This is a genomic window from Stutzerimonas stutzeri RCH2, from assembly GCF_000327065.1.
Classification (GTDB): Bacteria; Pseudomonadota; Gammaproteobacteria; order Pseudomonadales; family Pseudomonadaceae; genus Stutzerimonas; species Stutzerimonas stutzeri_AE.
Genome location: NC_019936.1, coordinates 4,528,867 through 4,554,032, shown reverse-complemented (window position 1 = coordinate 4,554,032; position 25,166 = coordinate 4,528,867). Strand labels below are relative to the sequence as shown.

Below are 25,166 nucleotides of genomic sequence, written 5' to 3'. Positions count from 1 at the left end.
TTACCGAGGCATGAACATGGCTATGACAGTGCATTGCGACATCGTCAGTGCGGAAGAAGAGCTGTTCTCGGGGCTGGTGGAAATGGTCGTCGCCCACGGCAACCTGGGTGACATCGGCGTTCTGCCGGGTCACGCGCCGCTGCTGACCGATCTCAAGCCGGGTCCGGTTCGAGTGATCAAGCAGGGTGGTGACGAGGAGATCTTCTACATCTCCGGCGGCTTCATCGAAGTGCAGCCGAACATGGTGAAGGTTCTCGCCGATACCGCTACGCGCGCCAAGGACATCGACGAAGCCGCCGCTCAGGCTGCCGTCAAAGCTGCCGAGAAGGCCCTGCACGAGAAGGGCGCGGAGTTCGATTACGGCTCCGCCGCCGCTCGCCTGGCCGAGGCCGCAGCCCAGCTGCGAACCATCGAGGCAATGCGCAAGAAGTACGGTCGGCACTGATCGACTCGCGACTTCATCGCGCACGAGTAAAAGGGTAGCCTTGGCTACCCTTTTTCTTTTTCTGTCATTTGACGGCACCGACGCCAGCTGCACCCGGGAAAGACGCACGGGTGAGCTGCCGGGCCGATACCGTTCAGGAATCGCTGCATGTCTCTCGATATCGTCATTCTCGCCGCTGGCCAGGGCACCCGTATGCGCTCGGCCCTGCCCAAGGTGCTGCACCCGGTTGCCGGAAAATCCATGCTCGGGCACGTCATCGATACGGCCCGCGCGCTGCAGCCGCAGAGCATTCAGGTGGTCATCGGCCACGGTGCCGAGCAGGTGCGCCTGCGGCTGGCCGGTGATGACCTTGACTACGTGGTTCAAGCCGAGCAGCTGGGTACCGGGCATGCAGTGGCCCAGGCGTTGCCGAATCTCTCGGCAGAGCGTGTGCTGATCCTCTATGGCGATGTGCCGCTGATCGAAGCCGAAACGCTACAGCGCCTGCTGCAGAAGGTCGGGCCGGAGCAGCTGGCGCTGCTGACGGTTACGCTGGATGACCCGACCGGCTATGGCCGAATCGTCCGTGACGCGCGCGGCGAAGTGCAGGCCATCGTCGAGCATAAGGATGCCAGCGACGAGCAGAAGGCGATCCGCGAAGGCAATACGGGGATTCTCGCGGTTCCGGGCAGTCGTATCGGCGAATGGCTTGGCCGCCTGTCCAACAGTAACGCCCAGGGCGAGTATTACCTGACGGATGTGATCGCCATGGCCGTCGCCGATGGCCTGCGCGTGGCCACCGAGCAGCCGCTGGATGCAATGGAAGTGCAGGGCGCCAACGACCGCATCCAGCTGGCCGAACTGGAGCGCCACTACCAGCAGCGCGCAGCCCGGCGCCTGATGGCGCAAGGCGTAACGCTGCGCGATCCGGCGCGCTTCGACGTGCGTGGGGAGCTCAGTGTCGGTCGTGATGTGCTGATCGATGTGAACGTGGTGCTGGAAGGCACAGTGGTCATCGAAGACGATGTGCAGATCGGGCCGAACTGCGTGATCAAGGACAGCACCCTGCGCCGCGGCGCGATCATCAAGGCCAACTCCCATCTGGAGGGTGCGGTAGTCGGCGAGGGCGCGGATTGCGGGCCGTTCGCGCGTCTGCGTCCGGGCGCGGTACTGGGCAAGAAGGCCCATGTCGGTAACTTCGTCGAGCTGAAGAACGCGACGCTGGGCGACGGTGCCAAGGCCGGTCACCTCAGCTATCTCGGTGATGCCGAGATCGGCGCGCGGACCAACATCGGCGCCGGCACCATCACCTGCAATTACGATGGCGCCAACAAGTTCAAGACAGTAATGGGCGAGGACGTCTTTATCGGCTCCAACAGCTCGCTGGTGGCGCCGCTGCATCTGGGCGACGGCGCCACGACCGGTGCTGGCTCGACCATCACCGAAGACGTGCCGGCACACACTCTCGGGCTCGGTCGTGGGCGTCAGCGCAATATCGACGGCTGGCAACGGCCGACCAAGAAGTGAAGCAAGCCCGGCTCGGCCACGCTGATAGCCGGGCTCGCCGCGGCCTGGCGCGGGGTTTCGAAGCCCGGCCAGGGTTCGGCAAAGGGTCCATCGTCTCGCCGAGCGCATGTGGGCCAATCCACATTGCGCGCGGGCTGGAGAAGCTTGCCGGGCTGTTTCTGCTCGGCTGCTGCGTCAAGCTGACACTCAACTGAATGGGCTTGCCGCTCTTCGCTTCGGCGAATACCGCGCTTGCAGCTGACGAATGCTTATGTTTTGATTCGCGCTATTAACTTTCGAATCGAAACATATCAATGTCGAAGCGCAACACACCGCAACGTCGCCACGCCATTCTCGCTCTGCTCAATGAGCGTGGCGAAGTCAGCGTCGACGAGTTGTCCCGGCGCTTCGAGACCTCGGAAGTCACCATTCGCAAGGACCTCGCGGCGCTGGAGAAGAACGGCTTGCTGCTGCGTCGGTACGGCGGTGCGGTGCCGCTGCCTCAGGAACTGATCGGCGACAACGTACAGCCCGTCTCGCCTTACAAGCAGGCGATTGCCGGCGCCGCGGTAGGCTGCATCCGCGAGCATGCGCGCATCATCATTGACAGCGGCACCACGACCGCGGCGATGATTCCGCAGCTGGGTCACAAGCACGGGCTGGTGGTCATGACCAACTCGCTGAACGTGGTCAATGCGTTGCGCGAGCTGGAGCACGAGCCGGTGCTGCTGATGACTGGCGGCACCTGGGATCCGCATTCGGAGTCTTTTCAAGGGCAGGTCGCCGAGCAGGTACTGCGTTCGTATGATTTCGACCAGCTGTTCATCGGCGCCGATGGCATCGACCTGGAGCGCGGCACTACGACGTTCAACGAGCTATTGGGGTTGTCGCGCGTGATGGCCGATGTCGCGCGTGAAGTCATCGTGCTCGCCGAGGCCGACAAGATCGGCCGGCGCATTCCCAATCTCGAGCTGCCGTGGAGCAGCGTGCACACCCTGATTACCGATGAGCGTCTCAGCGACGAGGCGCGCACCAGCATCCTGGCCCGTGGCGTGAAACTGATCTGCGTGGCCGTCGAACCCAATCTGGAGACCTGATTATGTGTGGCATCGTTGGCGCCGTCGCCGAACGCAACATCACCGCGATCCTTCTCGAAGGCCTCAAACGCCTCGAATACCGTGGCTACGATAGCGCCGGTGTGGCCGTGCTGGATGACAGCGGCACGCTGGAGCGTCTGCGCCGCAACGGCAAGGTCGCTGAGCTGGAGCAGGCTCAGCAGCAGACGCCGCTGGTTGGCCGCCTGGGCATTGCCCACACTCGCTGGGCGACGCACGGCGCGCCCTGTGAGCGCAATGCCCATCCGCATTTCTCCGGCGACGAACTGGCTGTGGTGCACAACGGCATCATCGAGAATCACGAGGCGTTGCGCGCCCAGCTCAAGGACATGGGCTACGTGTTCGTTTCCGACACCGATACCGAAGTCATCGTGCACCTGCTGCACCACAAGCTGGAATCGCTGGGCGATCTCACTGCAGCGCTCAAGGCAGCGGTCAAGGAGCTGCATGGCGCCTATGGCTTGGCGGTAATCAGTGCCAAGCAGCCGGATCGTCTGCTCGCCGCGCGCAGCGGCAGCCCGCTGGTGATCGGCCTCGGGCTGGGCGAAAACTTTCTCGCTTCCGACCAGCTGGCCCTGCGTCAGGTCACCGACCGCTTCATGTATCTGGAAGAAGGCGATATCGCCGAGATCCGTCGCGACTCCGTGCAGATCTGGGATGTCGATGGCGAGCCGGTGCAGCGCGAGGCGGTGCAGTATCACGAAGGCGCCGAGGCGGCCGACAAGGGCGCGTATCGCCACTTCATGCTCAAGGAAATTCATGAGCAGCCCAAGGTGGTGCAGCGCACCCTGGAAGGCCGCCTCGGCGACCGTCAGGTGCTGGTGGAAGCGTTCGGCCCGCAGGCCGGCGAACTGTTCGCCAAGGTGCGCAACGTGCAGATCGTCGCCTGTGGCACCAGCTATCACGCCGGCATGGTGGCGCGGTACTGGCTGGAAGAGCTGGCCGGCATCCCCTGCCAGGTCGAAGTGGCCAGTGAGTTCCGCTACCGCAAGGTGGTGGTGCAGCCGGACACCCTGTTCGTCACCATTTCCCAGTCCGGCGAGACGGCCGATACGCTCGCAGCGCTGCGCAACGCCAAACAGCGTTCCACGGAAGAAGGCGGCTATCTCGCCAGCCTGGCGATCTGCAACGTCGGCATCAGCTCGCTGGTGCGCGAGTCGGACCTGACCCTGCTGACCCAGGCCGGTCCCGAAATCGGCGTTGCCTCGACCAAAGCCTTCACCACCCAGCTGGTCGGCCTGATGCTGCTGACCCTGTCGCTGGGGCATGTTCGCGGCACGCTGAGCGCGGCCAGTGAAGCCGAACTGGTGGAGGAACTGCGCCGACTGCCGACGCGTCTGGGCGAGGCGCTGGCGATGGACACTACGGTGGAGAAGATTTCCGAGCACTTCGCCGAGAAGCACCACACGCTGTTCCTCGGCCGCGGCGCGCAGTATCCGGTGGCGATGGAAGGCGCGCTCAAGCTCAAGGAAATCTCCTACATCCATGCCGAAGCCTACCCGGCCGGGGAGCTCAAGCACGGCCCGCTGGCGCTGGTGGATGCCGACATGCCGGTGGTCACCGTGGCGCCAAACAACGAGCTGCTGGAGAAGCTCAAGTCGAACCTGCAGGAAGTTCGCGCTCGTGGCGGCGAACTGATCGTCTTTGCCGATCGCGAGGCCGGGTTCGACAACGCTGAAGGCATCTTCGTGGTGAACATGCCGCACATCCATGACGCCCTGGCGCCAATCCTCTACACCCTGCCGCTGCAGTTGCTGTCGTACTACGTCGCCGTGCTGCGCGGCACCGACGTCGACCAGCCGCGCAACCTGGCCAAGTCCGTAACCGTCGAGTGACGGCCGTTGTGGGCAGCTGAGCGTGTGCAAAAAGGAAAAGGCCCTGCGGGGCCTTTTCTGTTCAGCTGTAGTCGTAGTCCCGCTCGACTGTAGCAGCGGCGGCGAATAAGCCGAACGTCGCTTCGGCGGCGGCCAGCATCGGCGCCCAGGCACAGTCGGGAGCGGCCTGTTCCAGCCGCGTGAGAAAGGCCGGCCAGAGCCTCGCGACGTCACCATGCTCAAGGAAGCGAACCGGTGCTGTCGGGTCGCCCAGGCGTATGCGTCGGGCCAGTACCCGCCCGCCCAGGCGCGATCCTTCGAGCACGTAGACCGCGCCCCAGCAGCTGGCTATGTCGTTTATTCGCGGCGCCTGCAGCGGCGCGGGAGCAGGGCAGCCCAGTTCAGCCAGATCGGCCAGCAGCGCGTGCCGGCGCGCGCGCATCGGCCAGTCGTCGAGCAGCTCGGCGACGCCGGCCTGTTCCAGCGCAATTTCCGTGGCGCTCAGCACCCGGGCGTGAGCACGCAGGAAGCGCCGATAGTCGTCCGGCTGGACCAGAGCGAAGCCTGAGTAGGCGGTATCGACTTGCTCGTGCAGAGCAGCTGTCGCCTGTCTGAGACGTGTCCTTAGCTCAGCCATCGGTCAGGCTGCCTTCGCGCAATGCGAGGTGAATCTTGTTGGCCAGCTGATCTTCACGAAACGGCTTCTGGATGATCGAGTAACCAACCAGGCCCAATTCACACAGCTCGGCATAGCCCGTCACGAATATCACCGGCAGCTCGGGCTGGCCCACCCGTACCGCCCGTGCCAGTTCGCCGCCATTCATTCCGGGCATGGCGAAATCCGCCAGCAGCAGATCGACTTCGATGCCTTCTCCGAGCAGCTGCAAGGCATGCTCGCCGCTGTCTGCTTCGATGACTGCGAAACCAAGGTTCTGCAGCATCTGCGCGGTCACTTCGCGCACGGCGTGATCGTCATCGACCAGCAGAATGCGATGCTGACTGTTGTCTTCCTGGCTGCCGGCGCTCAGGGCAGCGGTCGGCTCCGTTGCTGCCGGTGGCTCGGTACGCGGCAGGAATACCTTTACCGTGGTCCCGGCGCCCGGACGGCTTTCGATGCGTGCACCACCGCCGGACTGCTTGGCGAAACCGAATACCTGAGCCAGGCCCAGCCCCGAGCCCTTGCCGACCTCCTTGGTGGTGAAGAACGGCTCGAACGCCTTGCTCAGCACCTCTTCGCTCATGCCGGTGCCGGTATCGGTGACCGAAAGTACGACATATTCCCCGGGGCTCGGGTCCTCGGCGCGCAGCGCCGGTTCGGTGATCACCACATTGCGTGTACCCAGCGTCAATCGCCCGCTATCGCCCATGGCGTCGCGGGCGTTGATCGCCAGGTTGAGGATGATCATCTCGATCTGCGTTGGATCCACCAGCGCATGCCAGATGTTGGCCTGCGTGTCGGTTTCGATGCTGACACTGCCGCCCAGGGTGCTTTTCAGCAGGCTGAGCAGACTGACCAGGGTGTCGTTGAGGTCGATCGCCGTGGGTGTCAACTGCTGACGACGGGCGAAGGCAAGCAACTGGCTGGTCAGCGTCGCGCCACGTTCGCCGGATTCGCGGATGTATTGCAGCCGCCGCAGGCTGCGCTCTGCCGGCGCGCCTTGCTCCAGATCGTTCTGCAGGAAGCTGGCGCTGGTCAGAATGACGGTGAGCAGGTTGTTGAAGTCATGGGCGACGCCTGCAGTCAGCTGGCCGACCGCTTCGAGGCGCTGCATCTGCTGCAATGTGGCCTCGACACGCTCGCGTTCCTGAATCTGCGCGCGCAGCTCGCGGTTGGCTTCGGCCAGTTTGTCGACCGCGGCGATTTCGCTGGTGATGTCCCGCGCCGCGGAATAAATACGACCGCCATCGGCCACCAACGACCAGGACAGCCAGCGATAGCTGCCGTCGCGATGGCGCATGCGGTTGACGAAGCGATTGGCGACCCTGCCGCGGCTGACGCGCGTGTTTTCTTCCCGTGTCGCTTGCAGATCGTCCGGGTGCACCAGCCAGGTCAGCGAATGCTGCATCAACTGCTCGAGGGGGAAGTCGAAAGCCAGCTCCCACATGGGGTTGAGCGCAACCGGCATCATCTCGAGATCGGTAACGGCCAGCAGGTCGCGTGACAGCTCCCAGGTACGGTCGCGTTCGCGCGTGCGCTGCTGCACTCGCTCGCCGAGGGTTTCGTTCTGCTGCTTGAGCGTCTGTGTCGCCAGTTGCTGCTCGGTGATGTCCATCACCACGCCGACGAAGCGGGTGCACTGGCCGCCTTCGAAGAAGGCCTGGCCGCGGGTTTCCATCCAGCGCAGGCTGCCGTCTTTGAAAAGCACGCGGTAGGTGGTACAGAACTCGCCGGCATTCTCACCGGAAATGGCACCGGCGACCTGGTCGCGTATCCGTTCGCGATCGTCCGGATGGCAGAGGCTCTCGAACAGCGGCATGTCGACCGGGGTCTGTGTATCGACTTCTAGCATGGCCCGGCAGCGCTCGTCCCAGATCAGCGTGTCGCTCTGCGGCTCGTAGTCCCACATGCCCAGGCGCGCCGCGTCGATGGCCAGGCGCGCGCGCACTTCCACTTCACGCAGCGCCTGCTCGGCCTGTAGCCGGCGACGGCGCTCGTTGACCTCCGCTAGCGCCCGTTCGACGGCCTTGGGCAGGAAGCCGAGTTTCTGCTTGAGCACATAGTCGACGGCGCCGGAGCGCATCATGTTGACTGCGTGCTCTTCGCCGAATACGCCGGAGAGAAAGATGAAAGGCGTCTGTGGCGCCAGCCGCTGTGCTTCCTGCAACGCCTGGCTACCGGAGAAGCCGGGCAGAATGAAGTCCGCCAGGATCAGGTCGAAGGATCGCCGCTGCAGCGCTTCGACGACCCCGGCGTGGCTGTAGACCAGCTCGGTGTGCAGCGTGTAGCCACTGCGCTCCAGGGCCAGCTGGGCCAGTTCGGCGTCGTGCGGGCTGTCCTCGATGAACAGGACGCTGATGTTCTTTGACGCTGGCATATCTATCCTGTCGAGGATGCAGGAGTCGTCGTGACGGCCCGCCAGGCATTGGCGGGCAGAGGCTCGTTCAGTGCTTTTCTTCTTTGTTGCGTACACGCTTGAGTCGCAGCGAACCAGGTGGCGGCTCGTTGAGTACTGCCCAGAAAATACCGAGATCGGAGATTGCGGCGACGAAATCCTTGAATTCGACCGGTTTGACCACGTAAGCGTTCACCCCGAGTTCATAGGCTTTCAGCAGGTCGGGCTCCTCCCGCGAGGAAGTCAGCATGACCACCGGAATGCTGCGCAACTCGGCGGTCTCGCGCACCGTCTTGAGCACTTCCAGTCCGTCGACCTTGGGCAGTTTGAGGTCCAGCAACAGCACGGCAGGGTTGCCGTCGACTCGCTCGGCGTAGGCACCGGTGCGCTGCAGGTAGCTCAGCGCTTCGGCGCCGTCACGCATGATCACCACTTCGTTGGCCAGCTGGCTGCGCTCCAGCGCGATCAGCGTGAGTTCCAGGTCGTGGGGGTTGTCTTCCACCAGCAGTATCGGTTTCAGCATCAGATGTCTCGGTCCAAGAGGGAGGACGTATAGGTCAGTTTGGGTAGAGAGAAATAGAAGGTGGCGCCCTTGTCCAGCTGGCCTTCGGCCCAGACCCGGCCATCGTGGCGCTCGATGATCCGGTGTACGCTGGCCAGGCCGATACCGGTGCCCTCGAACTCCTCCATGCGGTGCAGTCGCTGGAATACGCCGAACAGCTTGCCGGCGTACTGCATGTCGAAGCCGACGCCGTTGTCGCGCACGTAGACCACGACTTCGCCGGCGCGTTGCTCGGCACCCACTTCGATCACGGCGACCTCACGGGTACGGCTGTACTTGACCGCGTTGTCGATGAGGTTGCGCAACACCATATGGAGGAAGGCCGCATCAGCCACGACGATCGGCATCGGCAACAGGTGCCACTCGATCTGACGGCCCTCGCAATCAGGCGCCAGCTCCTCGCGGATCGAGGCGACCAGCGCTTCCAGATCCACATCCGTCAGGCGCAGCGCCGCGCGACCCATCTGTGAAAAGCTCAGCAGGTTGTCCACCAGCGTGCCGGCAAAGCGCGCGGCGTCGGCAATGTTGTCGAGAAAGCGCATACCGCGTTCGCTCAGCTGGCTGCTTTCCATCTCGCTGAGCAGTTCGGTGTAGCCGGCGATATGCCGTAACGGCGCGCGCAGATCGTGGGACACGCTGTAGGAAAAGGCCTCCAGTTCCTTGTTGCTGGCGCGCAGTTCGCCGGCCAGCTGAGCCATTTCCTCGGCCTTGCGCAAGACGATGCCAAGCACCGCGTTGCGCAGCTCCAGCGCCCCTTCGATGACCACCGGGTCCCAGGGCTGCGCATAGCCGCGCAAGGTTTCCTGCCAGCGCGCGAAGCTGTGCCGCGGGCTGAGTGCACCGCTCTGGCGGTCGACCTGTTTTTCCGGCGCGCCTGCCCAATTGACCGTCTTGATCTGCTCCTGGCGGAACCAGATGAGGTAATGCGCGTGCAAGCGCGAGATGGAAATCGCCATGACGCCGGCGCAGTGGCCGGCCAGCTCCGGCATCTCGGGAATGTCCCCGCTGATGCAGTCGCTATGAAAGATCAGCTGGTCGCGTCGTTCGCCCAGCCATTCGGTCAACCGCAGGATCTGCAGGTGGTCGGGTGTATTGCCGACGGTTTCGCATTTGTCCGCGGAAATGATCGCCGCACCGTCGGCTGCAGCGAAACCCAGCACGACGTCCGGCAGGTGGCGGAAGCCCTCGACCACGCTGTCACGGTCGGCCATGGCCGAGAGCAGATGCACGATCTGGTGGCGCAGTTCCAGTTTGCGCTGGGCCAGGGTTTCCGTTTCCCGCGCTTCGATCTGCAGCGAAAGGATGCGGCCGAGCAGTTCGCAGGCGGTGCGGGTCTGGTAGCTGACCGCGCGCGGTTCGGCATCATGGCAGGAGATCAGGCCCCAGAGGCGGTCGCGAATGACGATGGAGATCGACATCGACGCCAGCGTGCCCATATTGCGCATGTATTGCAGATGCACCGGGGAGACGCTGCGCAATGCGGCAAAGCTCAGGTCCAGCGGCGCTCCCGAAACCGGGTTCAGTGCAGGCACCAGAGGGGAGGGCGTGTAGTTGGCGTCCTGAATCACGCGGATCAGGTTCTCCCGGTACAGGCGGCGTGCCTGTGGCGGTATGTCCGCGGCGGGAAAGCACAGTCCCAGATAGCTCGGATAGCCGGGATCAGCGACCTCAGCCAGCACCAGCCCATTGTCTTCGGCATCGAAACGGTAAGCCTTGACGCGGCCGAAACCGGTGATGCGCTTGACCTCGCGCACCGCCAGTTGGCACAGCGCTTCAAGCTCGCGCGTCTCCTGCAACTGAACGACGAAGGTGCGCATCAGGGGGTACAGGGCGTCGTAGGCCTGGTGCGCGTTGTCCGCACGCTCGAATTCAAGAATCAGGTGACCGCCGTGGCGATGCCCGAGCAGGGCGAAGGTCTGGTCCACGGTGCCGTGGACGCGGATGCAGACATCGCTCAGATGAAACGGGTTGTGGTCGTCCTCGGTCAGTGCTGCCAGACCCGCTTCGAGGCGCGCCGTCGGCAGCAGGTTCGATAGCGGTTGACCGAGCAGTGACTGCGCCTCGACGCCAAGCCACTGCTGGACGTTCTCGCTGGCCTGCTGCACGTGCAGTTCCGGCTCGCTGACCACCAGCAGAAACCCGTGGGGCTGGATGCTGCCAGGTATATGGATGGGTTCATCGGCGCATCGGTCGATCGCCGCGAGCAGGTCCCGAGCTTCGGTAGTGGCCATTGTGTGTGTCCTTGTTCAGGCCCGGTACGGACCGGAGGTGGCGGGCAGGCACCAATGCAAGTTGCTACCTAAGGTCTGCGATTGTGCAGGTTGAGCGTGGGAGTTGTGGGGAAAGTCTTAACCGAGTGTTTCGCTTGGCCCCGCACTTTAACGCGACAGAACTGGCTCGCCAATTCGGCGGACTGTATAAACGGGGCCTTGCCCAGGGGCATACGACAGGAGGTGGATGTGGAAGAAGTCATCGAACAGCTGCGCGAGCTCAACGAGCCAGTGCCGGTACCGCTGGAGTTGCCGGACGATGATCTGCTGGTGGAAATCGAGGAGCAGCTGCTGATCAACCTGCCGTTCGGCTTGCGCGAGTTTCTGCTGCAGGTCAGCGATGTCATCTACGGGCACTTGGAGCCGGTCACTGCCACCGATCCGCAGTCGCATACCTACTTGCCGGAAGTTGCGGCCAACGCCTGGGACGCGGGCGTACCGCGCGACCTGATCCCGATCTGCCAGGATGGGCGCGATTACTACGTGGTCGATCTGGACGGCGAAGTCACGCTATGGGACGGCGACGAGGCCGAGCTGACCGAGGAAACCTGGGAAACGGTATGGCACTGGGCCCGCGACGTCTGGCTGGAAAGCTGAGGCGGATAGGCGCCTGCATCGACACGGCAGCAGGGCCGCGGCCTGCTAAGCTGTACGCCCGCCGGTTACTTTCCGAAACTCCATGCTGACTCTGAGCAATCTATTCCTCTTCATGCTGCTGGCCGCGGCCGGCGCCTGGCTGTGGCATTCCCATGGCATTCGCGAGCGGGCGCTGCAGGCGGTGCGACGGCATTGCAAGAAGCTCGATGTCGAGTTGCTCGACGGCAATGTCGCCTTTCGCAAACTGACCTTGCTGGCCGACGCACGCGGCCAGCGCCGGCTGGCCCGAATCTACGGTTTCGAGTTCACCGTGACCGGTGAGCAACGGCATCCGGGCACCATCGTCATGTTCGGCGCTCAGGTCGGACGGATCGAGCTGGCTGCCCATCCTTTCCAGCCCGCCGACGAGCCGGGTCGGGTGATTCAGCTGGACGATTGGCGCCGGCCGCGCGACTGAGCTCAAGCGCGGATACGACAGCCCTCCATGGCGCTTTCCAGCTCGGCCTGTGGCTGGGGCTCGGCAAAGATCAGCTCGATCCGCGAATCGCGGCGCCACTCGCTGGGGCTGAAGACCAGCGCCTCGCCATCCAGGGCATTGGCCGACTGCCAGCCGCTGCAGCCCTGGACGACCAGTTTGGCGCGGCGCCATGGCCACTGCGCCAGCCACTGCGCAATTGCCTCGAGGTCGAAGCGCTGGCTTGGGTGCCAGCGCCACCCGATGCTCCAGTTTTCCGGCGTCGCCTGCACCTGGCAGATCGCTCTGGTCGGATCGAGCCATACCTGTGGCAGCGAGGCAGCTCCTGTCGGCAGCACAACCGCCTGCGATTGTTCGCTGGCGCGCACCTCGATTCCCGGCAATTTCGCGATAGGCAGCCGACCGTGGCGGGTCCAGAACAGCGGGCACCGTGGCAGGCGACCACTCAGTGCTGCCCGTGCCGCCTCGTCGAGCGATTCGCTTTTATTCATCAACAGCAGACCGGCGTCAGCCAACGCCTGCTGCTGGCTGTCGGGCAGCGGCAAGCCGCGGCTCAGGCCATCGGCATCCAGCACCAGCACGGTCGGCTGAACGGCCAGGACTGTCTGCCATGGTGCCTGGCTGAGCTGGCGCAGCAGCTCGGCGGGGTGCCCCAGGCCAGAGGGCTCGATCAGCAGCCGGTCCGGACGTGCCTGGCGCAGCAGCCGGCCGAGACCGACCTGAAACGGCACGCCGTTGACGCAGCACAGGCAGCCGCCGGGGATTTCCGCGAGGGTAATACCGTCCGCGCCGGTGCTCAGCAGCGCGGCATCCAGACCGATCTGGCCGAACTCATTGATCAGTACTGCCCAGCGTTCATCGGCCGGCTTCTGGCTCAGCAGATCACGGATCAGGCTGGTTTTGCCGGCGCCCAGCGGGCCGGCGATGAGATGGGTCGGGATATGTTCGAGCATGGCGGCTATGGTGCGCATTTTGCGAAGCGGCTGGAAGGGGAAAAGCCCGCCCGTGATAAAGTCGCCGCGATTCGACGAGGGATTAAATCGTGCGATTACCGTTCTTGCTGACAGCCGTTTGCGGCGTACTCATTGCTGGCGACGTCATGGCCGAGGCCTGCATCATCCACAGCCACGACGAGCGGGTGGAAGTGAAGCTGTGTCAGGCGAACATCAACATTCCCGCCGAGCTGTTTCGCAGCGGCTTCTGCCAGCCGCAGCTGAAGGATCAGGAGGTCAAGGTCGAGTTCGTCGAGCAGTGCCCGGATGGCGCGTTCGGCATCTGCCGCAATGCCCAGGTTTCCAATCTGCCCTATCGCCAGGACATCCATTACTACGGTGTCGCCAGCGACGCGCGCTATCTGCAGCCAGCCTGTGAGCAAAACAGCCAAGGCGCCTGGGTAAGTCAGTAGCTGGAACCCAGCCGCCATGGGGGTTTCACGTGGAACCTCGGCCATCGGCTTCTCAGCGTGCCGGTTTCAGCGTGCCGCAGTCGTCGGCGACCCAGCGCGCATGGGATTCGATTCTTGAACTGCCGGTTTCGGCGCCCTGACGGTATTCGCTGTTTACGGTACTGACGAACTCCTTGTCACTGATAAAGCGCGTTTCGCCCTGGCCGCGCGCGTCAGGGCATTCGAAGCGGAACTTCCATAGCTTCTCGCTGCGCTCGGTGATTTCCTGGGTACAGGCCGGGTCATCCTGAAACGGTAGCTCGTCCGCTTCGACTTGCGCCTTGCTCAGGCAGATCTGTACGCCCTTGCCGCCGAGCTTTACCCCCTGCGCGGCGAGCATCTCTTCCATCATCCGGCGTTGCTCGGCAGGCAGGTTCTGCATCTGCGCAAGCATCGCGTCCATGCCCGGCATCTGCTGTCCATCCACCTGAATATCGCCACTGCTGAACTCCCAGAGGCCGGGCAGGATTTTCTGTGCGTGAGCGGGAAGCAGGGTCAGTAACAAGGCCGCAAAAAGGGCCAAACGGGGCAGCTGAGTCATGGTTCTTTCTCCGGCAATCAATCGTTTTTCAAGCCTAGCCGAGCTTCGACAGCGTGGCGCCAGGATCGAGCCCAGTGATCCGTTTGGTCAGGTGGCGCGATTGCTCGTGGATTTATGTTGTTGAGAAGCGTTAGCATTAAGGGCTGCAGCGCTCATGGGAGGCAGCATGGCAACTGAAGGTATGGTTCGGCAGCAGATGCTGCATCGGCTCTACAGCGATCATCACGGCTGGCTGAATGGCTGGCTGCGGCGTCAGCTGGGCTGCAGTCAGCGGGCTGCCGATCTCGCACAGGATACTTTCGTGCGGGTGATGACCAAGGACGAAGACATGGGCGCCATTCGTGAGCCCCGAGCCTACCTGCACACCATCGCCAAAGGCCTGTTGATCAACCACTGGCGCCGTCGGCAGATCGAGCAGGCCTATCTCGATGCGTTGGCGCTGCAACCCGAGCTGGTGGCGCCCTCGCCGGAATCGCAGGCGCTGATCGTCGAAACCCTGCTGCAGATCGACGCCATGCTGGCCCAGCTGCCAGCCAAGGTGCGCAGGGCGTTTCTCATGTCGCAACTGCAGGGCATGACCTATGCGGCCATCGCTGCCGAACTCGGCGTTTCCGAACGCATGGTGAAGAAGTACATGGCGCAGGCGATGCTGCATTGCCTGTTGCTGGTGGCGGAGGACTGATGGGCGTCGACTACCGTGTGCTGCAGGAAGCGGCGAAGTGGTTTGCCGTGCTGCAGTCCGGCGCGGCCAGCCCAGGTGAGCGCCAGGCCTGGGCGGCATGGTTGCAGCAGCCGGACCATGCCCAGGCCTGGGCCAGGGTCGAGCGCATCAGTGGTCAGTTCCAGCCGCTGGCTAGCGATGCCATTGGACGAAGCGCCGGCGCCATGCTGCACAGCCGTCAGCCGAATCGGCGCCAGGCGCTGAAAGTGCTGTCCGTCCTCTGTGGCGGCGCCGCGCTCAGTCTGGCCGGTGGCTCGCTGCCGTGGCGGCAGTGGGCCGCTGATGAGCGCACTGCCGTGGGTGAGGTGCGCGATCTGCGTCTGGCCGATGGCTCACAGCTGTGGCTGAACACCGATACGGCAGTGGATATCGCCTTCGATGCGAACGCGCGGTCGCTGGCGCTCTATCGCGGTGAGCTTTTGATCGATGCTCCGGCCAGCCGTCGTGCGCGACCGCTGCTGCTGAGCAGTCGCGAAGGGCGTGTGCGCAGCGAGCAGGCAGCGCGCTTCTCGCTGCGCCAGGAGGATGGCCGGACGCGTCTGAGCGTATTCACCGGTGTGGTGGATATCCAGCTAGATGGTTTCGCCATCGCCAGCGTTGGCGCAGGGCAGCAGGCCGAATTCGACCGCCGTCATGTTGCGCCGCTGGTGGCTGCCCGTGCCGAGCACCAGGCCTGGGCCACTGGCGTCTTGCTCGCCGACAATCAGCGCCTGGAGGACTTTCTTGCCGAGCTTTCGCGTTATCGCCACGGCTACCTCGGTTGTGACCCGCGGATCGCCGATCTGCGGGTAGTCGGAGCTTTTCCCCTGGGCGACACCGAACGCGTTCTGGATGCGCTGGCGGCGACCCTGCCGGTGCGCATCGAGCGGCGCATGACCTGGTGGGTCAGCCTTGAACCCGCCGCAAAACGAGTCGACGCATGATGCGATACGGACACGAATAAAAAATATTCTCATCCGCAGTTCCCTTTCTCGAATCTGGTTGGGCATAGGGCTAAATCCATCCATTCGAACAGGAACACCCATGCGCTCGACCGCCTTGCCGTTCAGTCCCAATCGCTCTCGTGCCCTGGCACTCGGCATTCGCGCCGCGCTGCTCTGCCTGCCGCTGGCTAGCGTCCTGCCCGCGGCTGCTCTGGCGCAGTCCGCGATCCAGCAGGCAGTACGCAGCTACGACATTCCCGCCGGCCCGCTATCCAGTGCATTGAGCCGTTTTGCTGGCGAGGCGGGGGTGTTGCTCTCGGTGGACGGCAGCCTGCTACAGGACCTGCAAAGCAAAGGGCTGCAAGGCCAGTTCGGCGTCGACGACGGTTTCGCCGCGCTGCTGCAGGGCAGCGGCCTGCAGGCCGTGCGTGACAGCCAGGGCAACTACTCGCTGAGCCGTCGCACCGAGCAGAGCGGTGCCGTCGAGCTGCAACCGATGACCGTCGAAGGCTTTGCCCTGGGCAACGCGCTGGGCTCGATGGAAGGCTACAACGCCACCCACAGCAGCGTGGCGACCAAGACCAGCATGCCGCTGGCGGAGACCTCGCAGACCGTATCGGTGGTTACCCGCCAGCAGATCGAGGATCAGGGGTCGCGCTCCATCGCCCAGGCGGTGCGCTACACGCCGGGCCTGATGAGCACTCCGTATGGCGCCACCACCCGCTACGATTATGTCGCCATGCGCGGCATCACCGATGGCTCAGTGGACAACCTTTACCTCGATGGGCAGAAGCTGCTCGGCGACAGCGGCACCTACAGCAGCCTGCAGGTCGATCCTTACTTCATCGAGCGCATCGACATCCTCAAGGGACCGTCCTCGGTGCTCTATGGCCGCAGCCTGCCCGGCGGCCTGGTGGCGATGACCAGCAAGAAGCCACAAAAGGAAGCCAGCCGCCAGCTGCAGTTCTCCTACGGTAGCCACGACTACAAGCAGGCCGCGTTCGACTTCACCGGCCCGCTGGACGACGAACGCATCAGCTATCGATTGGTGGGCGTGGCCAAGGATGCCGATACCCAGGTTGATGGCATTGAGGAGCAGCGCTATGCAGTGATGCCCTCGGTAAGCATCGATTTCACCGATGACACCCGCCTGACCCTGCTGGCGATGCTGCAGCGCGATCCGGAGAGCGGCTACCACGGTGGCTTGCCGGCCGATGGCACGGTCACCTCGCACAACGGTCAGCGCATCTCGCGCAGCTTCTTCGAGGGCGACGAGGACTACGAGAAGTTCGAGCGCGACCAGCAGATGATTGGCTATCAGCTCGAGCACCGTTTCAACGATGTCGTTTCGGCGCGGCAGAACTTCCAGTACCTGGACTCCACCGTGGACTCGGGGCAGGTTTATCAGTACGGCTACGTGGCCCCAGGTTCCGATGAACTGGTGCGCTACTACACGGGGGCCGACGAAGCGCTTCACGCCTGGACTATCGACAACCAGTTGCAGTTCCTCTTCGATACCGGCGCACTCAGCCACACCCTGGTGACCGGCCTCGACTACCAGCGGCGCAAGGCCAAGGTGGTTTACGACGCAGCCTACGGCCTGCCCTCGGTCAATCCCTACAGCGGTGCCGTAGGTGCGGGCAGCCCGGTGTTCTATCACCAGTACGACGAAACGCGCGAGCTGGAGCAGACCGGTCTTTATGTGCAGGATCTGATCAGCTTGGACAACTGGCGCTTCTCCCTGGGGGTTCGCCAGGACTGGGTGGATGTGTCCTTCGACCATACCAATGACGCGAGCTACGGCGATCAGTCCGATAGCGCGAAACTCGAGCAGTTCACTGGTCGTGTCGGCGTGCTCTACGCCTTCGACAACGGCCTGTCGCCCTACGCCAGCTATTCCGAGTCGTTCAATCCCAATGCCACTGCGGCCTACAACGCCAACGGCAGCGGCGGCTTCGACATTACCTTGCTCGATCCTACCGAGGGTGAGCAATACGAAGTGGGTGTGAAGTATCAGCCGTTGGGCACCGACGATCTCTACACCATCTCCTACTTCGACCTGAAGCAATCCAACCTGGCGAACAAGGATTCCAACGAGAACTTCTACCGTGCGGTCGGCGAGCTCACCTCCAAGGGTGTGGAAGTCGAAGCGCGCCTGCGGCCCATCGAGCAGGTCAACCTGATCGCCAGCTACACCTACATGGACGTCGAGTACTCCAAGGACTTCACCGGTGCCGCCGGCGTCAACAACCGCGGCAATACGCCGAATGCGGTGGCGCGCAACATGGCTTCGCTGTGGACCGACTACACCTTCGATCAGGGGCCGCTGGCCGGTCTGCAGGTGGGTGGTGGTGCGCGTTACTTTGGCAAGAGCTGGGCGGACGCAGAGAACACCCTCCGCATCCCGTCCTACACCTTGTATGACGCGATGCTCGGCTACGACCTGTCCCGCGTAGGGCTGCAGGGGGTTGGCGTGCGCCTGAACCTGAACAACCTCACCGACGAGAAATACGTCGCCGCGTGCAACAGTCTGAGCCAGTGCTATTACGGCGAGTCGCGCAATGTCATGGCTACCGTGACCTACGACTTCTGATCAACGCTGAGCTGCCGCCGGCCCCAAAGGCCGGCGGCTTTGTGCTTTCTGAAATACGGACAACCGACGATGCGTTCGATTCTTGTGCTTGTGCACCGCTATATCGGCCTGGCCACCGCGGTATTCCTGTTCCTTGCTGGTATCACCGGCAGCATCCTGGCCTTCCACCACGAACTGGACGAATGGCTCAACCCCGAGTTCTACCACACCACCAGCGAGGGGCCGGTGCTGGCGCCGGGGACGCTGGTCGAGCGCGTCGAGCAGGCCAACCCGCGCATGCAGGTCTGGTACATGGAGTTCCCCAGCGAGCCGGGCCATGCCGCGTTGATGGCGCTGGTGCCGCGCAACGATCCGGCCACCGGCAAACCCTATGACGAGCGCCCGGTAGTGCACTACCTCGATGCGGTGAGCGGTGAGCCAGTGGGTACGCGCTATTGGGGCGAATGCTGCTTCTCGCGCAAGAACTTCGTGCCCTTCATTCTCGAGTTTCACTACAACCTGTCGCTGCCGGGCAACTGGGGGCTGTGGCTGATGGGTATCGTGGCGATTGCCTGGGTGATCGACTGCCTCGTCTCGCTGGTGCTGACCTTTCCCCGTGGGCGACCGTTCCTTTCCAAGTGGTGGACGGCCTGGAAGATCAAACGCCAGCGCATGAATCACGACGTGCATCGCGCCGGCGGCCTTTGGCTATGGCTGCTGCTCACACCGGTGGCGGTCAGCAGCGTGGCGATGAACCTGCCGGAGCAGGTGTTCAAGCCGGTGGTCTCTCTGTTCTCCCCCGTTGAGGCGAGCGTCTACGAGGCCCGCGGCCGGATGCCGAACGAGCAGCTGGGCACTACCGCTTACGACTTCCACCAGGCGTACGACTACGCCATGCAGCACGCCGCCGATCTGGGCCTGACCGAAGCGATCACCGAGCTGTACTACAGCTTCGAGTACAACTTCTATGGCGCCGGTTTCGGCGAGCACGACAGCAATCAGGGCAACGCCTGGCTGTTCTTCCACGGTACTGATGGGCGTTTGCTGGGGCAGGAGATTCCTGGGCAGGGCACGCTGGGACAGCAGTTCCACCTGTTGCAACCGGCGATCCACGGCGGGCGCATCCTTGGATTGCCAGGGCGCATCCTGATCGCCGTGCTGGGCGTGGCAATCGCGGTGCTTTCGGTCACCGGCGTAGTGATCTGGTGGCGCAAGCGGTCGGCGCGACGGTCGGCAGCAGCGAGGCGTGATGCGGTAATGGAGGCTGAAGCGTCGTAGCAAACCCGTGACAATTACCGAGGGGCCCTTCCCGAGAGCCGGATGCAGGCTCCGCCCTGCGCGGTGGCGGCCTCAGGTAACGTTCAGGGCTGGCGCTTGAGCAGCTCAGGTAGTTGCTCGGCCAGCTTCTGCACCCGCAGCGGCGAGCGGATAAAGCCCTGCTGGCGACCGTCCGGGCCGATCAGCACCAGGTTGCCGCTGTGGTCGACGGTGTAGTTTTCCTTGCTGGTATCCCCCGGAATGAAGGGAATGCCGACGCCGTTGGCCAGGGTCTGGATATCATCCAGCGGGCCGGTCAGGCCCTGAAACCCGGCGTTGAAGTAGCCGAGATATTCCTTGAGCTGGGCCGGTGTGTCGCGGTTCGGATCGACACTGACGAGGATGATGCGCAGCTGGTCGCGCACGGCGTCCGGCAGCATGCCGTTGAGCTGGCGCAGCTCGGCGAGGGTAGTGGGGCAGATGTCCGGGCAGAAGGTGTAGCCGAAGAACAGCAGCGTCCACTGCCCGTCCAGTTCGTCCAGTTTTACCGCTTCGCCGTTCTGATCCGTCAGGCTCAGCGCCGGCACCGTGCGGCTCTGCGGCAGCAGGACGATGCCGGCATCCAGCAGCTGCGTGGGGTCGAGCTGACGCTGGCTGTTGAGCACCTTGGAAACCGTCAGCCCGACGACCAGCGCGATCAGCGCCACGAGGATGAAGACGGTTTTCTGGATGCGGGTCATGGATGTCCTTAGTGCAGCTGCTTAGAAATCGAGCAGCAGATAATGATCAACCAGCAGCGCGATGAACAGCGCGAACAGGTACCAGATGCTGAATTTGAACGTCTTGATTGCCGCATGTGGCCGGCTGTCGCGGTACAGCGCGATAGCCCAGTAGAGGAAGCGCGCCCCCAGAACTGTCGCTGCTGCCAGGTACAGCGGGCCGCTCATGTGAATGGCGAACGGCATGAAGCTGACCGCTAGCAGCATCACCGTGTAGAGCAGGATGTGCACCTTGGTGTAGTGCACGCCGTGGGTGACCGGCAGCATCGGTACGTTGACCTTGGCGTACTCGTCCTTGCGATGGATGGCCAGGGCCCAGAAGTGCGGCGGCGTCCAGGCGAAGATGATCAGCACCAGCAGCAGCGGCTCGGCGGTGACCTGGCCAGTCACCGCCACCCAGCCGAGCAGCGGCGGTGCGGCGCCGGCGAGGCCGCCGATGACGATGTTCTGCGGGGTGGCGCGTTTGAGAAAGCCGGTATAGATCACCGCGTAGCCGATCAGCGAGGCCAGCGTCAGCCAGGCGGCGAGGGCATTGGTGAAGGTCAGCAGCAGGGCCAGCCCGCTGACGCCGAGGACGAAGGCGAAGGTCAGTGCCGCCGCTGGCGAGACCCGGCCTTCGGCCAGTGGCCGCTTGTGGGTGCGGGCCATCACCGAGTCGATCTGCCGGTCCACCACATGGTTCACCGCCGCCGCGCCGCCGGCACACAGGGCGATACCCAGGTTGCCGAACAACAGCACCGTCCAGGGCACGCCGGCGCGGGTGGCGAGGAACATGCCTACCAGCGAGGTGATGAGCATCAGTAGCACCACCTTCGGCTTGGTCAGCTCCAGATAGTCGCGCCAGCTGGCCTGGGCGCTGCGTTCGCTGAGTAGAGTCGCCATGGGGGTTCTCCTTGTGGTCATGCGCGGGGCAGATCGAGCTGTCCCGTCGTGTTCGAAATCGTCGCCGCCTTGGTCTGTCGAGCCGCATGCGCGGGCTGGCGCAGCCGGTAATTGACCAGCACCAGCACCAGCAGCAGCGCTGCACCGCCACCGTTGTGCGCTACGGCGACCGCCAGCGGCAGATTGAGCAGTACGTTGCTGATACCGAGGCCGACCTGCAGCGCCAGCGCGGCGACGAGCAACCCGGCCAGCCGGCCGAGGCCGCGGCGCCAGAGCAGGGCGGCGAGCAAGAGCAACACCAGCGTCACGCACAGCGCGCCGATCCGGTGGGTAAGGTGGATGGCGGTGCGTGCCTCGCCGTAGAGCAGGCCGCCGAGGTAGTTCGGCCCGATGTCGTGATGGGTCAGGTTGAAAGCGTTGGCGAAGTCCATCTGCGGCCACCATTCGCCGTGGCAGGTGGGGAAATCGGTGCACGCCACCGCTGCATAGTTGCTGCTGACCCAGCCACCGAGGGCGATCTGCAGAATCACCGCGAGCATGGCGAAGCCGGCGAATTTACGCAGGCGACTGTCGATGGCTGGCAACGGAGCAAATACGCCGGACAGCCTCAGGCACAGCAGGAACAGCAGGCTGAGTGTGGTGAAGCCACCGAGCAGGTGCGCGGTGACTACCTGCGGCCAGAGCTGCAGGGTCACCGTCCACATACCGAATATGGCCTGGGCAATCACCACGGCGAGCAGCAGCAGCGGCAATTTCATCGGTTGGCCGGGTTCGGTCCGGCGGCGAACGGCCTGCACCGCCATGGCGAGAATCACCAGCCCCAGGGCACCGGCGAAGTAACGATGGATCATCTCGTTCCAGCCCTTGGCCACTTCCAGTGGAGCCTCGGGAAAGCGCAGCGCAGCAAGACTCTGCTTGTGCTCGCTCATCGGCACGGCGAGAAAACCATAGCAACCCGGCCAGTCCGGGCAGCCGAGGCCGGCGTGGGTCAACCGCGTATAGGCGCCGAGCAGCACGACCACCACCGCCAGCAGCGTGGCGATCAGGGCGAGGCGGTATCCGGGTTTGGCCATCGGTTTCTCCTTGGGCGGCCAGTTTGGGACCGCAGCGAAACGGCAGAGTGCGTCAGCCGATCTGCGAGATCTTCAGCAGGTATTTCAGGTCGTCGAGAATCGCTTTGCCGTCGGCTTCGGCGTCGTAGCGCAGCACCAGGTTGCCGTGTGGGTCGACGATCCATAGCTGCGGTGTTGCCGGTGCGTCGGGGTTGCGTGCATACACGCTGGCGTCGAGCGCATGGCGCTGCAGCTGTGGATATTCGCGGCCCAGGCGCTGCTCGTAGGCCTCGTCCAGGACCGTCGCGCTGGCCAGGGCGTGGCTGGCGCGGGCTGCCTCACGGGCCAGGCCGATATTGATCTGCCGGGCGAGGTAGACCAGTTGCTGGCATTGCGCTTCGCAGCCCTGCGGTGCGGTGACCAACAGTTCCCAGCGCCGCTCGGCGGCTGCCGCGGTGACGCCGATGGCAGCACGGTCCTGGCCGTTGGCGATCAGTACACCGTCATAGCTGCGGGTTTGCGGTACCCAGAAACCGAAGCGATACATCGCCGAGGCCAGCAGCATCGGCCCCAAAACCACGCCGATGATCAGCAACAGTTGCAGCCGGCCGCGACCACGTTTCGGCTCATGGCCGGCAAGGGTTGGATTCATCGTTTCCACTGTGCTTCCCCCGTGCCTGATGCACGCCGAAGTAGATAAACAGTGCCAGCAGCGCGGCGGCCAGCGCGAACCATTGCACGGCATAGCCCAGGTGTTGCGACGGGCTCATGCTGGTCACCACCCAGTCGGCGCGGTACGCGCTAGGCCCGGGCTCCAGGCGCAATTCATGGATCAAGCCTTCGCGGCCGGCCTGCTGCCACATCGCCTCGATGTCCACATGGTTGATCAGCCGCGGCCAGCCCTCGGCCGTGCGATGGCTGAAGACGAACGGCTTGCCCGGCGGTACATAGACCCAGGCGGCGAGCTTCAACGGCTGTGCCGGCGTGTCGAAGGCCGGCGCTATGCGGCGGTCTGGCCAGGGAATCCAGCCGCGGTTGACCATCACCCAGCGGCCGCTGAGTTCGTCACGGAAGGGTTGCAGCAGCTCGACGCCGACCTGGCCGTCGCGGGTGCGGCTGTCGAGCAGAAAGCTGTGTTCGGCATCGAAGCGACCCTGCAGATGGATGCGGGCGAATGCTGGATCGTTGAGTCGTTCGATTTCGTTAGGGGCCAACGGTGCCGCCTGCTGACGGGCTTCCTGACGGGCCAGCAGATCGCGCTTCTGCTCGCCGCGCTCCAGTTGCCAGAAGCCCAGCCACACCAGTACCGGCAGCATGGCCAGTACCAGCAGGGTAGGCAGCAGCCCGGGCCTGAAGCCGCTCATGGCCGGCAGCCTGATGTATCGATACGGCTGGCTATACTCCACCCCCAATACCCCTGTCGTGGAATCGCTCATGCTCAAGGCGGCGATCGTTCTGTTGTTAGTGGCCACGCTGGTCAGTCTGTTCAGTGGGATGTTCTTCCTGGTCAGGGACGAGGGCCGCACCTCCCGTGTCGTTACGGCCCTGTTCATCCGGGTCAGCCTCAGCGCACTGACCGTTGCGCTCATCGGCTGGGGTTTCTATACGGGGCAACTGCGCCCCGCCTTCGGTTTCTGAAGCGCTAGATCACATAGACGAAGACGAACAACGCAATCCACACCACGTCGACGAAGTGCCAGTACCAGGCCGCCGCCTCGAAACCGAAGTGCTGCTCCGGGCTGAAGTGCCCGCGCAGGATGCGCACCAGCATCACCGTGAGGATGATCGCGCCCATGGTCACGTGAGCGCCGTGGAAGCCGGTGAGCATGAAGAAGGTCGCGCCGTAGATGCCCGAGCCCAGCGTCAGTCCGAGTTCGGTGTAGGCATGCACGTACTCCTCGATCTGCAGGATCAGGAATGCCGCGCCGAGCAGTACGGTCAGCGCCAGGCCGATCTTCAGATGCTGGCGGTTGTTCTTGCGCAGTGCGTGGTGCGCCCAGGTCAGGGTGAAGCTGGAGCTGACCAGCAGGATGGTGTTGATCAACGGCAACCCCCAGGCACTGATGGTGCCCTCTGGCGCCGGATAGAGCTTGGGATCGGGGTTGTTCAGCAGCGGCCAGCTGTACTCGAAGCCGGGCCAGAGCATGTTGCTGACGCCCTTGTCGCCTTCGCCGGCGAGCCAGGGGCCGGCCCAGTAGCGGATGTAGAACAGCGCGCCGAAGAACGCGAGGAAGAACATCACCTCCGAGAAGATGAACCAGCTCATGCCCCAGCGGAACGAACGATCCATCTGTGCGCTGTACAGCCCGGCGCGACTTTCCTTCACCACCGCACCGAACCAGCCGAACATCATGTAGGCGATCAGCAACGCGCCGACGAAGAAGATCATCGGTCCGCTGGATTCATCGCGCCCGGCCTTGAGGTCGTTGAACCAACTGCCCAGGCCGTAGAAGGTCACCAGCAGGGCAACGGTGGCGATGATCGGCCATTTGCTTTGATCAGGTACGTAATACTGCTCGTGGGTGGTCTGTTGGCTCATTGCAGACTCTCCTTGGCCGGGGCCGATGTGGCGTTGACGGCCACCGGCGGCTGGCGGGACGTGATGTCGAACAGCGTGTAGGCGAGGGTCAGGTTGTGCACGTCGGCGGGCAGATCGCGATCGACGATGAAACGCACCGGCATCTCGATGCGTTCGCCCGGCTGCAACACCTGCTGGGTAAAGCAGAAGCATTCGGTCTTGTGGAAGTACGCGGCGGCCCGAGAGGGCGACACACTGGGAATCGCCTGGGCTGTCATCGGCTTGTCGGTCGGGTTGTAGGCGACGAAGCGGATTTCCTGGCTGGCGCCCGGGTGCACGCTGATTTGGTCGGCTTGCGGACCGAACTCCCAGCGCATCCCGGCAGCGTTGGTGGCGAGAAACTGCACCCGCACTGCTCGCGCTTCGTCGGCGCTCTGCACGCCGGTGTAGGCGCCGGCGGTCTTGCCGTTGATGCCGAAGGCCTGGCACATCACGTCGTAGATCGGCACCAGCAGAAAGCCGAAGCCGAACATGCCGACCACCACGAACAGCAGGCGGCGGACCAGGCGCCGAGTGGGCAGCGACTCGTTCATGGGAGCCTCCCGGATTGACGGTAGCGGGCCTTTTCGCGGTCAGCCTGGCAACCCCGGCCGAGCCTGCA

25 protein-coding genes are annotated in these 25,166 nt (G+C 63.9%); 12 read left to right on the top strand and 13 right to left on the bottom strand.

Annotation, left to right across the window (positions count from 1 at the left end; genetic code table 11):
• Positions 1-16: 16 nt before the first annotated feature.
• From PSEST_RS21240 to glmS, 4 genes are all read left to right on the top strand, one after another.
• The gene (locus tag PSEST_RS21240; protein ID WP_003303687.1) at positions 17-445 is read left to right on the top strand and encodes a F0F1 ATP synthase subunit epsilon; all 429 of its coding nucleotides are present in this window, start codon (positions 17-19) and stop codon (positions 443-445) included.
• 147 nt (positions 446-592) lie between these two features.
• On the top strand, positions 593-1,951 hold the full coding sequence (gene glmU / locus PSEST_RS21235; protein WP_015278972.1) for a bifunctional UDP-N-acetylglucosamine diphosphorylase/glucosamine-1-phosphate N-acetyltransferase GlmU: 1,359 nt from the start codon (positions 593-595) through the stop codon (positions 1,949-1,951).
• A gap of 293 nt (positions 1,952-2,244) precedes the next feature.
• Positions 2,245-3,027 (top strand): DeoR/GlpR family DNA-binding transcription regulator, encoded by a 783-nt coding sequence (locus tag PSEST_RS21230; protein WP_015278971.1) that lies wholly within the window; start codon positions 2,245-2,247, stop codon positions 3,025-3,027.
• A 2-nt stretch (positions 3,028-3,029) separates the two neighbouring features.
• Positions 3,030-4,880 (top strand): glutamine--fructose-6-phosphate transaminase (isomerizing), encoded by a 1,851-nt coding sequence (gene glmS, locus PSEST_RS21225; RefSeq protein ID WP_015278970.1) that lies wholly within the window; start codon positions 3,030-3,032, stop codon positions 4,878-4,880.
• Between the two features lie 61 nt (positions 4,881-4,941).
• On the opposite strand, the gene PSEST_RS21220 is transcribed toward glmS, so the two are convergent.
• The 4 genes from PSEST_RS21220 to PSEST_RS21205 form a co-directional block, all read right to left on the bottom strand.
• Positions 4,942-5,496 (bottom strand): biliverdin-producing heme oxygenase, encoded by a 555-nt coding sequence (locus tag PSEST_RS21220; RefSeq protein ID WP_015278969.1) that lies wholly within the window; start codon positions 5,494-5,496, stop codon positions 4,942-4,944.
• Positions 5,489-7,894, bottom strand: a complete 2,406-nt coding sequence (locus PSEST_RS21215) for a response regulator (RefSeq protein WP_015278968.1) — start codon at positions 7,892-7,894, stop codon at positions 5,489-5,491. Before PSEST_RS21215 ends, PSEST_RS21220 begins: the two co-directional genes overlap by 8 nt.
• Before the next feature lie 67 nt (positions 7,895-7,961).
• Positions 7,962-8,435, bottom strand: coding sequence for a response regulator (locus tag PSEST_RS21210; protein ID WP_015278967.1), 474 nt, complete (start codon positions 8,433-8,435; stop codon positions 7,962-7,964).
• Positions 8,435-10,705: an ATP-binding protein gene (locus PSEST_RS21205; RefSeq protein WP_015278966.1), complete on the bottom strand. Its 2,271-nt coding sequence runs from the start codon at positions 10,703-10,705 to the stop codon at positions 8,435-8,437. The genes PSEST_RS21210 and PSEST_RS21205 overlap by 1 nt, the downstream gene beginning before the upstream one ends.
• 228 nt (positions 10,706-10,933) lie before the next feature.
• Here PSEST_RS21205 and PSEST_RS21200 point away from each other — a divergent pair, with 228 nt between their 5' ends.
• Together PSEST_RS21200 and PSEST_RS21195 are read left to right on the top strand one after the other, a co-directional pair.
• Positions 10,934-11,341: an SMI1/KNR4 family protein gene (locus PSEST_RS21200; protein WP_015278965.1), complete on the top strand. Its 408-nt coding sequence runs from the start codon at positions 10,934-10,936 to the stop codon at positions 11,339-11,341.
• A gap of 82 nt (positions 11,342-11,423) precedes the next feature.
• The gene (locus PSEST_RS21195) at positions 11,424-11,798 is read left to right on the top strand and encodes a DUF3301 domain-containing protein (RefSeq protein WP_015278964.1); all 375 of its coding nucleotides are present in this window, start codon (positions 11,424-11,426) and stop codon (positions 11,796-11,798) included.
• A 2-nt stretch (positions 11,799-11,800) separates the two neighbouring features.
• On the opposite strand, the gene PSEST_RS21190 is transcribed toward PSEST_RS21195, so the two are convergent.
• Positions 11,801-12,787 (bottom strand): CobW family GTP-binding protein, encoded by a 987-nt coding sequence (locus PSEST_RS21190; protein ID WP_015278963.1) that lies wholly within the window; start codon positions 12,785-12,787, stop codon positions 11,801-11,803.
• Between the two features lie 71 nt (positions 12,788-12,858).
• On the opposite strand from PSEST_RS21190, the gene PSEST_RS21185 reads away from it, so the two are divergent.
• Positions 12,859-13,221, top strand: a complete 363-nt coding sequence (locus tag PSEST_RS21185; RefSeq protein WP_015278962.1) for a hypothetical protein — start codon at positions 12,859-12,861, stop codon at positions 13,219-13,221.
• A gap of 52 nt (positions 13,222-13,273) precedes the next feature.
• Here the strand turns inward: PSEST_RS21185 and PSEST_RS21180 are convergent, their stop codons facing one another.
• Positions 13,274-13,801: a DUF3617 domain-containing protein gene (locus PSEST_RS21180; RefSeq protein WP_015278961.1), complete on the bottom strand. Its 528-nt coding sequence runs from the start codon at positions 13,799-13,801 to the stop codon at positions 13,274-13,276.
• Between the two features lie 166 nt (positions 13,802-13,967).
• Here PSEST_RS21180 and PSEST_RS21175 point away from each other — a divergent pair, with 166 nt between their 5' ends.
• The 4 genes from PSEST_RS21175 (at position 13,968) to PSEST_RS21160 (ending at position 19,295) form a co-directional block, all read left to right on the top strand.
• The gene (locus tag PSEST_RS21175; RefSeq protein ID WP_015278960.1) at positions 13,968-14,483 is read left to right on the top strand and encodes a sigma-70 family RNA polymerase sigma factor; all 516 of its coding nucleotides are present in this window, start codon (positions 13,968-13,970) and stop codon (positions 14,481-14,483) included.
• On the top strand, positions 14,483-15,445 hold the full coding sequence (locus tag PSEST_RS21170) for a FecR domain-containing protein (RefSeq protein WP_015278959.1): 963 nt from the start codon (positions 14,483-14,485) through the stop codon (positions 15,443-15,445). The genes PSEST_RS21175 and PSEST_RS21170 overlap by 1 nt, the downstream gene beginning before the upstream one ends.
• A 100-nt stretch (positions 15,446-15,545) precedes the next feature.
• A complete protein-coding gene (locus tag PSEST_RS21165; protein WP_015278958.1) occupies positions 15,546-18,038 on the top strand; it encodes a TonB-dependent siderophore receptor in 2,493 nt (830 codons plus the stop codon).
• A 69-nt stretch (positions 18,039-18,107) separates the two neighbouring features.
• Positions 18,108-19,295 carry a PepSY-associated TM helix domain-containing protein gene (locus tag PSEST_RS21160; protein WP_015278957.1) on the top strand — a complete coding sequence of 396 codons (1,188 nt, stop codon included), beginning with the start codon at positions 18,108-18,110 and terminating at the stop codon, positions 19,293-19,295.
• Positions 19,296-19,378: 83 nt separating this feature from the next.
• Here PSEST_RS21160 and PSEST_RS21155 read toward each other — a convergent pair whose 3' ends face one another.
• From PSEST_RS21155 to PSEST_RS21135, 5 genes are read right to left on the bottom strand one after another with little or no spacing between them, the layout of a single operon-like run.
• Positions 19,379-20,014, bottom strand: coding sequence for an SCO family protein (locus tag PSEST_RS21155; RefSeq protein ID WP_015278956.1), 636 nt, complete (start codon positions 20,012-20,014; stop codon positions 19,379-19,381).
• A gap of 21 nt (positions 20,015-20,035) precedes the next feature.
• Entirely contained in the window at positions 20,036-20,935 is a 900-nt protein-coding gene (gene cyoE / locus PSEST_RS21150) for a heme o synthase (RefSeq protein WP_015278955.1), read from the bottom strand.
• 17 nt (positions 20,936-20,952) lie between these two features.
• Complete coding sequence (locus PSEST_RS21145) at positions 20,953-22,008, bottom strand: COX15/CtaA family protein (RefSeq protein WP_015278954.1); 1,056 nt, start codon at positions 22,006-22,008, stop codon at positions 20,953-20,955.
• Between the two features lie 52 nt (positions 22,009-22,060).
• Positions 22,061-22,639 (bottom strand): hypothetical protein, encoded by a 579-nt coding sequence (locus PSEST_RS21140; protein WP_015278953.1) that lies wholly within the window; start codon positions 22,637-22,639, stop codon positions 22,061-22,063.
• Positions 22,614-23,351, bottom strand: coding sequence for an SURF1 family protein (locus tag PSEST_RS21135; RefSeq protein ID WP_015278952.1), 738 nt, complete (start codon positions 23,349-23,351; stop codon positions 22,614-22,616). Before PSEST_RS21135 ends, PSEST_RS21140 begins: the two co-directional genes overlap by 26 nt.
• Positions 23,352-23,421: 70 nt before the next feature.
• Here PSEST_RS21135 and PSEST_RS21130 point away from each other — a divergent pair, with 70 nt between their 5' ends.
• Entirely contained in the window at positions 23,422-23,625 is a 204-nt protein-coding gene (locus PSEST_RS21130; protein WP_015278951.1) for a twin transmembrane helix small protein, read from the top strand.
• A 4-nt stretch (positions 23,626-23,629) separates the two neighbouring features.
• Here PSEST_RS21130 and PSEST_RS21125 read toward each other — a convergent pair whose 3' ends face one another.
• Positions 23,630-24,526, bottom strand: coding sequence for a cytochrome c oxidase subunit 3 (locus PSEST_RS21125; RefSeq protein WP_015278950.1), 897 nt, complete (start codon positions 24,524-24,526; stop codon positions 23,630-23,632).
• Positions 24,523-25,098 carry a cytochrome c oxidase assembly protein gene (locus PSEST_RS21120; RefSeq protein WP_015278949.1) on the bottom strand — a complete coding sequence of 192 codons (576 nt, stop codon included), beginning with the start codon at positions 25,096-25,098 and terminating at the stop codon, positions 24,523-24,525. Before PSEST_RS21120 ends, PSEST_RS21125 begins: the two co-directional genes overlap by 4 nt.
• Between the last annotated feature and the right edge of the window lie 68 nt (positions 25,099-25,166).

Bases quoted from the DNA above. Each gene is read 5' to 3' on its own strand.
- cyoE (WP_015278955.1), bottom strand. From the start codon at position 20,935: ATGGCGACTCTACTCAGCGAACGCAGCGCCCAGGCCAGCTGGCGCGAC.
- glmS (WP_015278970.1), top strand. From the start codon at position 3,030: ATGTGTGGCATCGTTGGCGCCGTCGCCGAACGCAACATCACCGCGATC.
- PSEST_RS21165 (WP_015278958.1), top strand. From the start codon at position 15,546: ATGCGCTCGACCGCCTTGCCGTTCAGTCCCAATCGCTCTCGTGCCCTG.
- PSEST_RS21190 (WP_015278963.1), bottom strand. From the start codon at position 12,787: ATGCGCACCATAGCCGCCATGCTCGAACATATCCCGACCCATCTCATC.
- PSEST_RS21230 (WP_015278971.1), top strand. From the start codon at position 2,245: ATGTCGAAGCGCAACACACCGCAACGTCGCCACGCCATTCTCGCTCTG.
- PSEST_RS21155 (WP_015278956.1), bottom strand. From the start codon at position 20,014: ATGACCCGCATCCAGAAAACCGTCTTCATCCTCGTGGCGCTGATCGCG.
- PSEST_RS21180 (WP_015278961.1), bottom strand. From the start codon at position 13,801: ATGACTCAGCTGCCCCGTTTGGCCCTTTTTGCGGCCTTGTTACTGACC.
- PSEST_RS21210 (WP_015278967.1), bottom strand. From the start codon at position 8,435: ATGCTGAAACCGATACTGCTGGTGGAAGACAACCCCCACGACCTGGAA.
- PSEST_RS21130 (WP_015278951.1), top strand. From the start codon at position 23,422: ATGCTCAAGGCGGCGATCGTTCTGTTGTTAGTGGCCACGCTGGTCAGT.
- PSEST_RS21205 (WP_015278966.1), bottom strand. From the start codon at position 10,705: ATGGCCACTACCGAAGCTCGGGACCTGCTCGCGGCGATCGACCGATGC.
- PSEST_RS21215 (WP_015278968.1), bottom strand. From the start codon at position 7,894: ATGCCAGCGTCAAAGAACATCAGCGTCCTGTTCATCGAGGACAGCCCG.
- PSEST_RS21160 (WP_015278957.1), top strand. From the start codon at position 18,108: ATGCGTTCGATTCTTGTGCTTGTGCACCGCTATATCGGCCTGGCCACC.
- PSEST_RS21145 (WP_015278954.1), bottom strand. From the start codon at position 22,008: ATGGCCAAACCCGGATACCGCCTCGCCCTGATCGCCACGCTGCTGGCG.
- PSEST_RS21120 (WP_015278949.1), bottom strand. From the start codon at position 25,098: ATGAACGAGTCGCTGCCCACTCGGCGCCTGGTCCGCCGCCTGCTGTTC.
- PSEST_RS21135 (WP_015278952.1), bottom strand. From the start codon at position 23,351: ATGAGCGGCTTCAGGCCCGGGCTGCTGCCTACCCTGCTGGTACTGGCC.
- PSEST_RS21220 (WP_015278969.1), bottom strand. From the start codon at position 5,496: ATGGCTGAGCTAAGGACACGTCTCAGACAGGCGACAGCTGCTCTGCAC.
- PSEST_RS21140 (WP_015278953.1), bottom strand. From the start codon at position 22,639: ATGAATCCAACCCTTGCCGGCCATGAGCCGAAACGTGGTCGCGGCCGG.
- PSEST_RS21195 (WP_015278964.1), top strand. From the start codon at position 11,424: ATGCTGACTCTGAGCAATCTATTCCTCTTCATGCTGCTGGCCGCGGCC.
- glmU (WP_015278972.1), top strand. From the start codon at position 593: ATGTCTCTCGATATCGTCATTCTCGCCGCTGGCCAGGGCACCCGTATG.
- PSEST_RS21240 (WP_003303687.1), top strand. From the start codon at position 17: ATGGCTATGACAGTGCATTGCGACATCGTCAGTGCGGAAGAAGAGCTG.
- PSEST_RS21125 (WP_015278950.1), bottom strand. From the start codon at position 24,526: ATGAGCCAACAGACCACCCACGAGCAGTATTACGTACCTGATCAAAGC.
- PSEST_RS21170 (WP_015278959.1), top strand. From the start codon at position 14,483: ATGGGCGTCGACTACCGTGTGCTGCAGGAAGCGGCGAAGTGGTTTGCC.
- PSEST_RS21175 (WP_015278960.1), top strand. From the start codon at position 13,968: ATGGCAACTGAAGGTATGGTTCGGCAGCAGATGCTGCATCGGCTCTAC.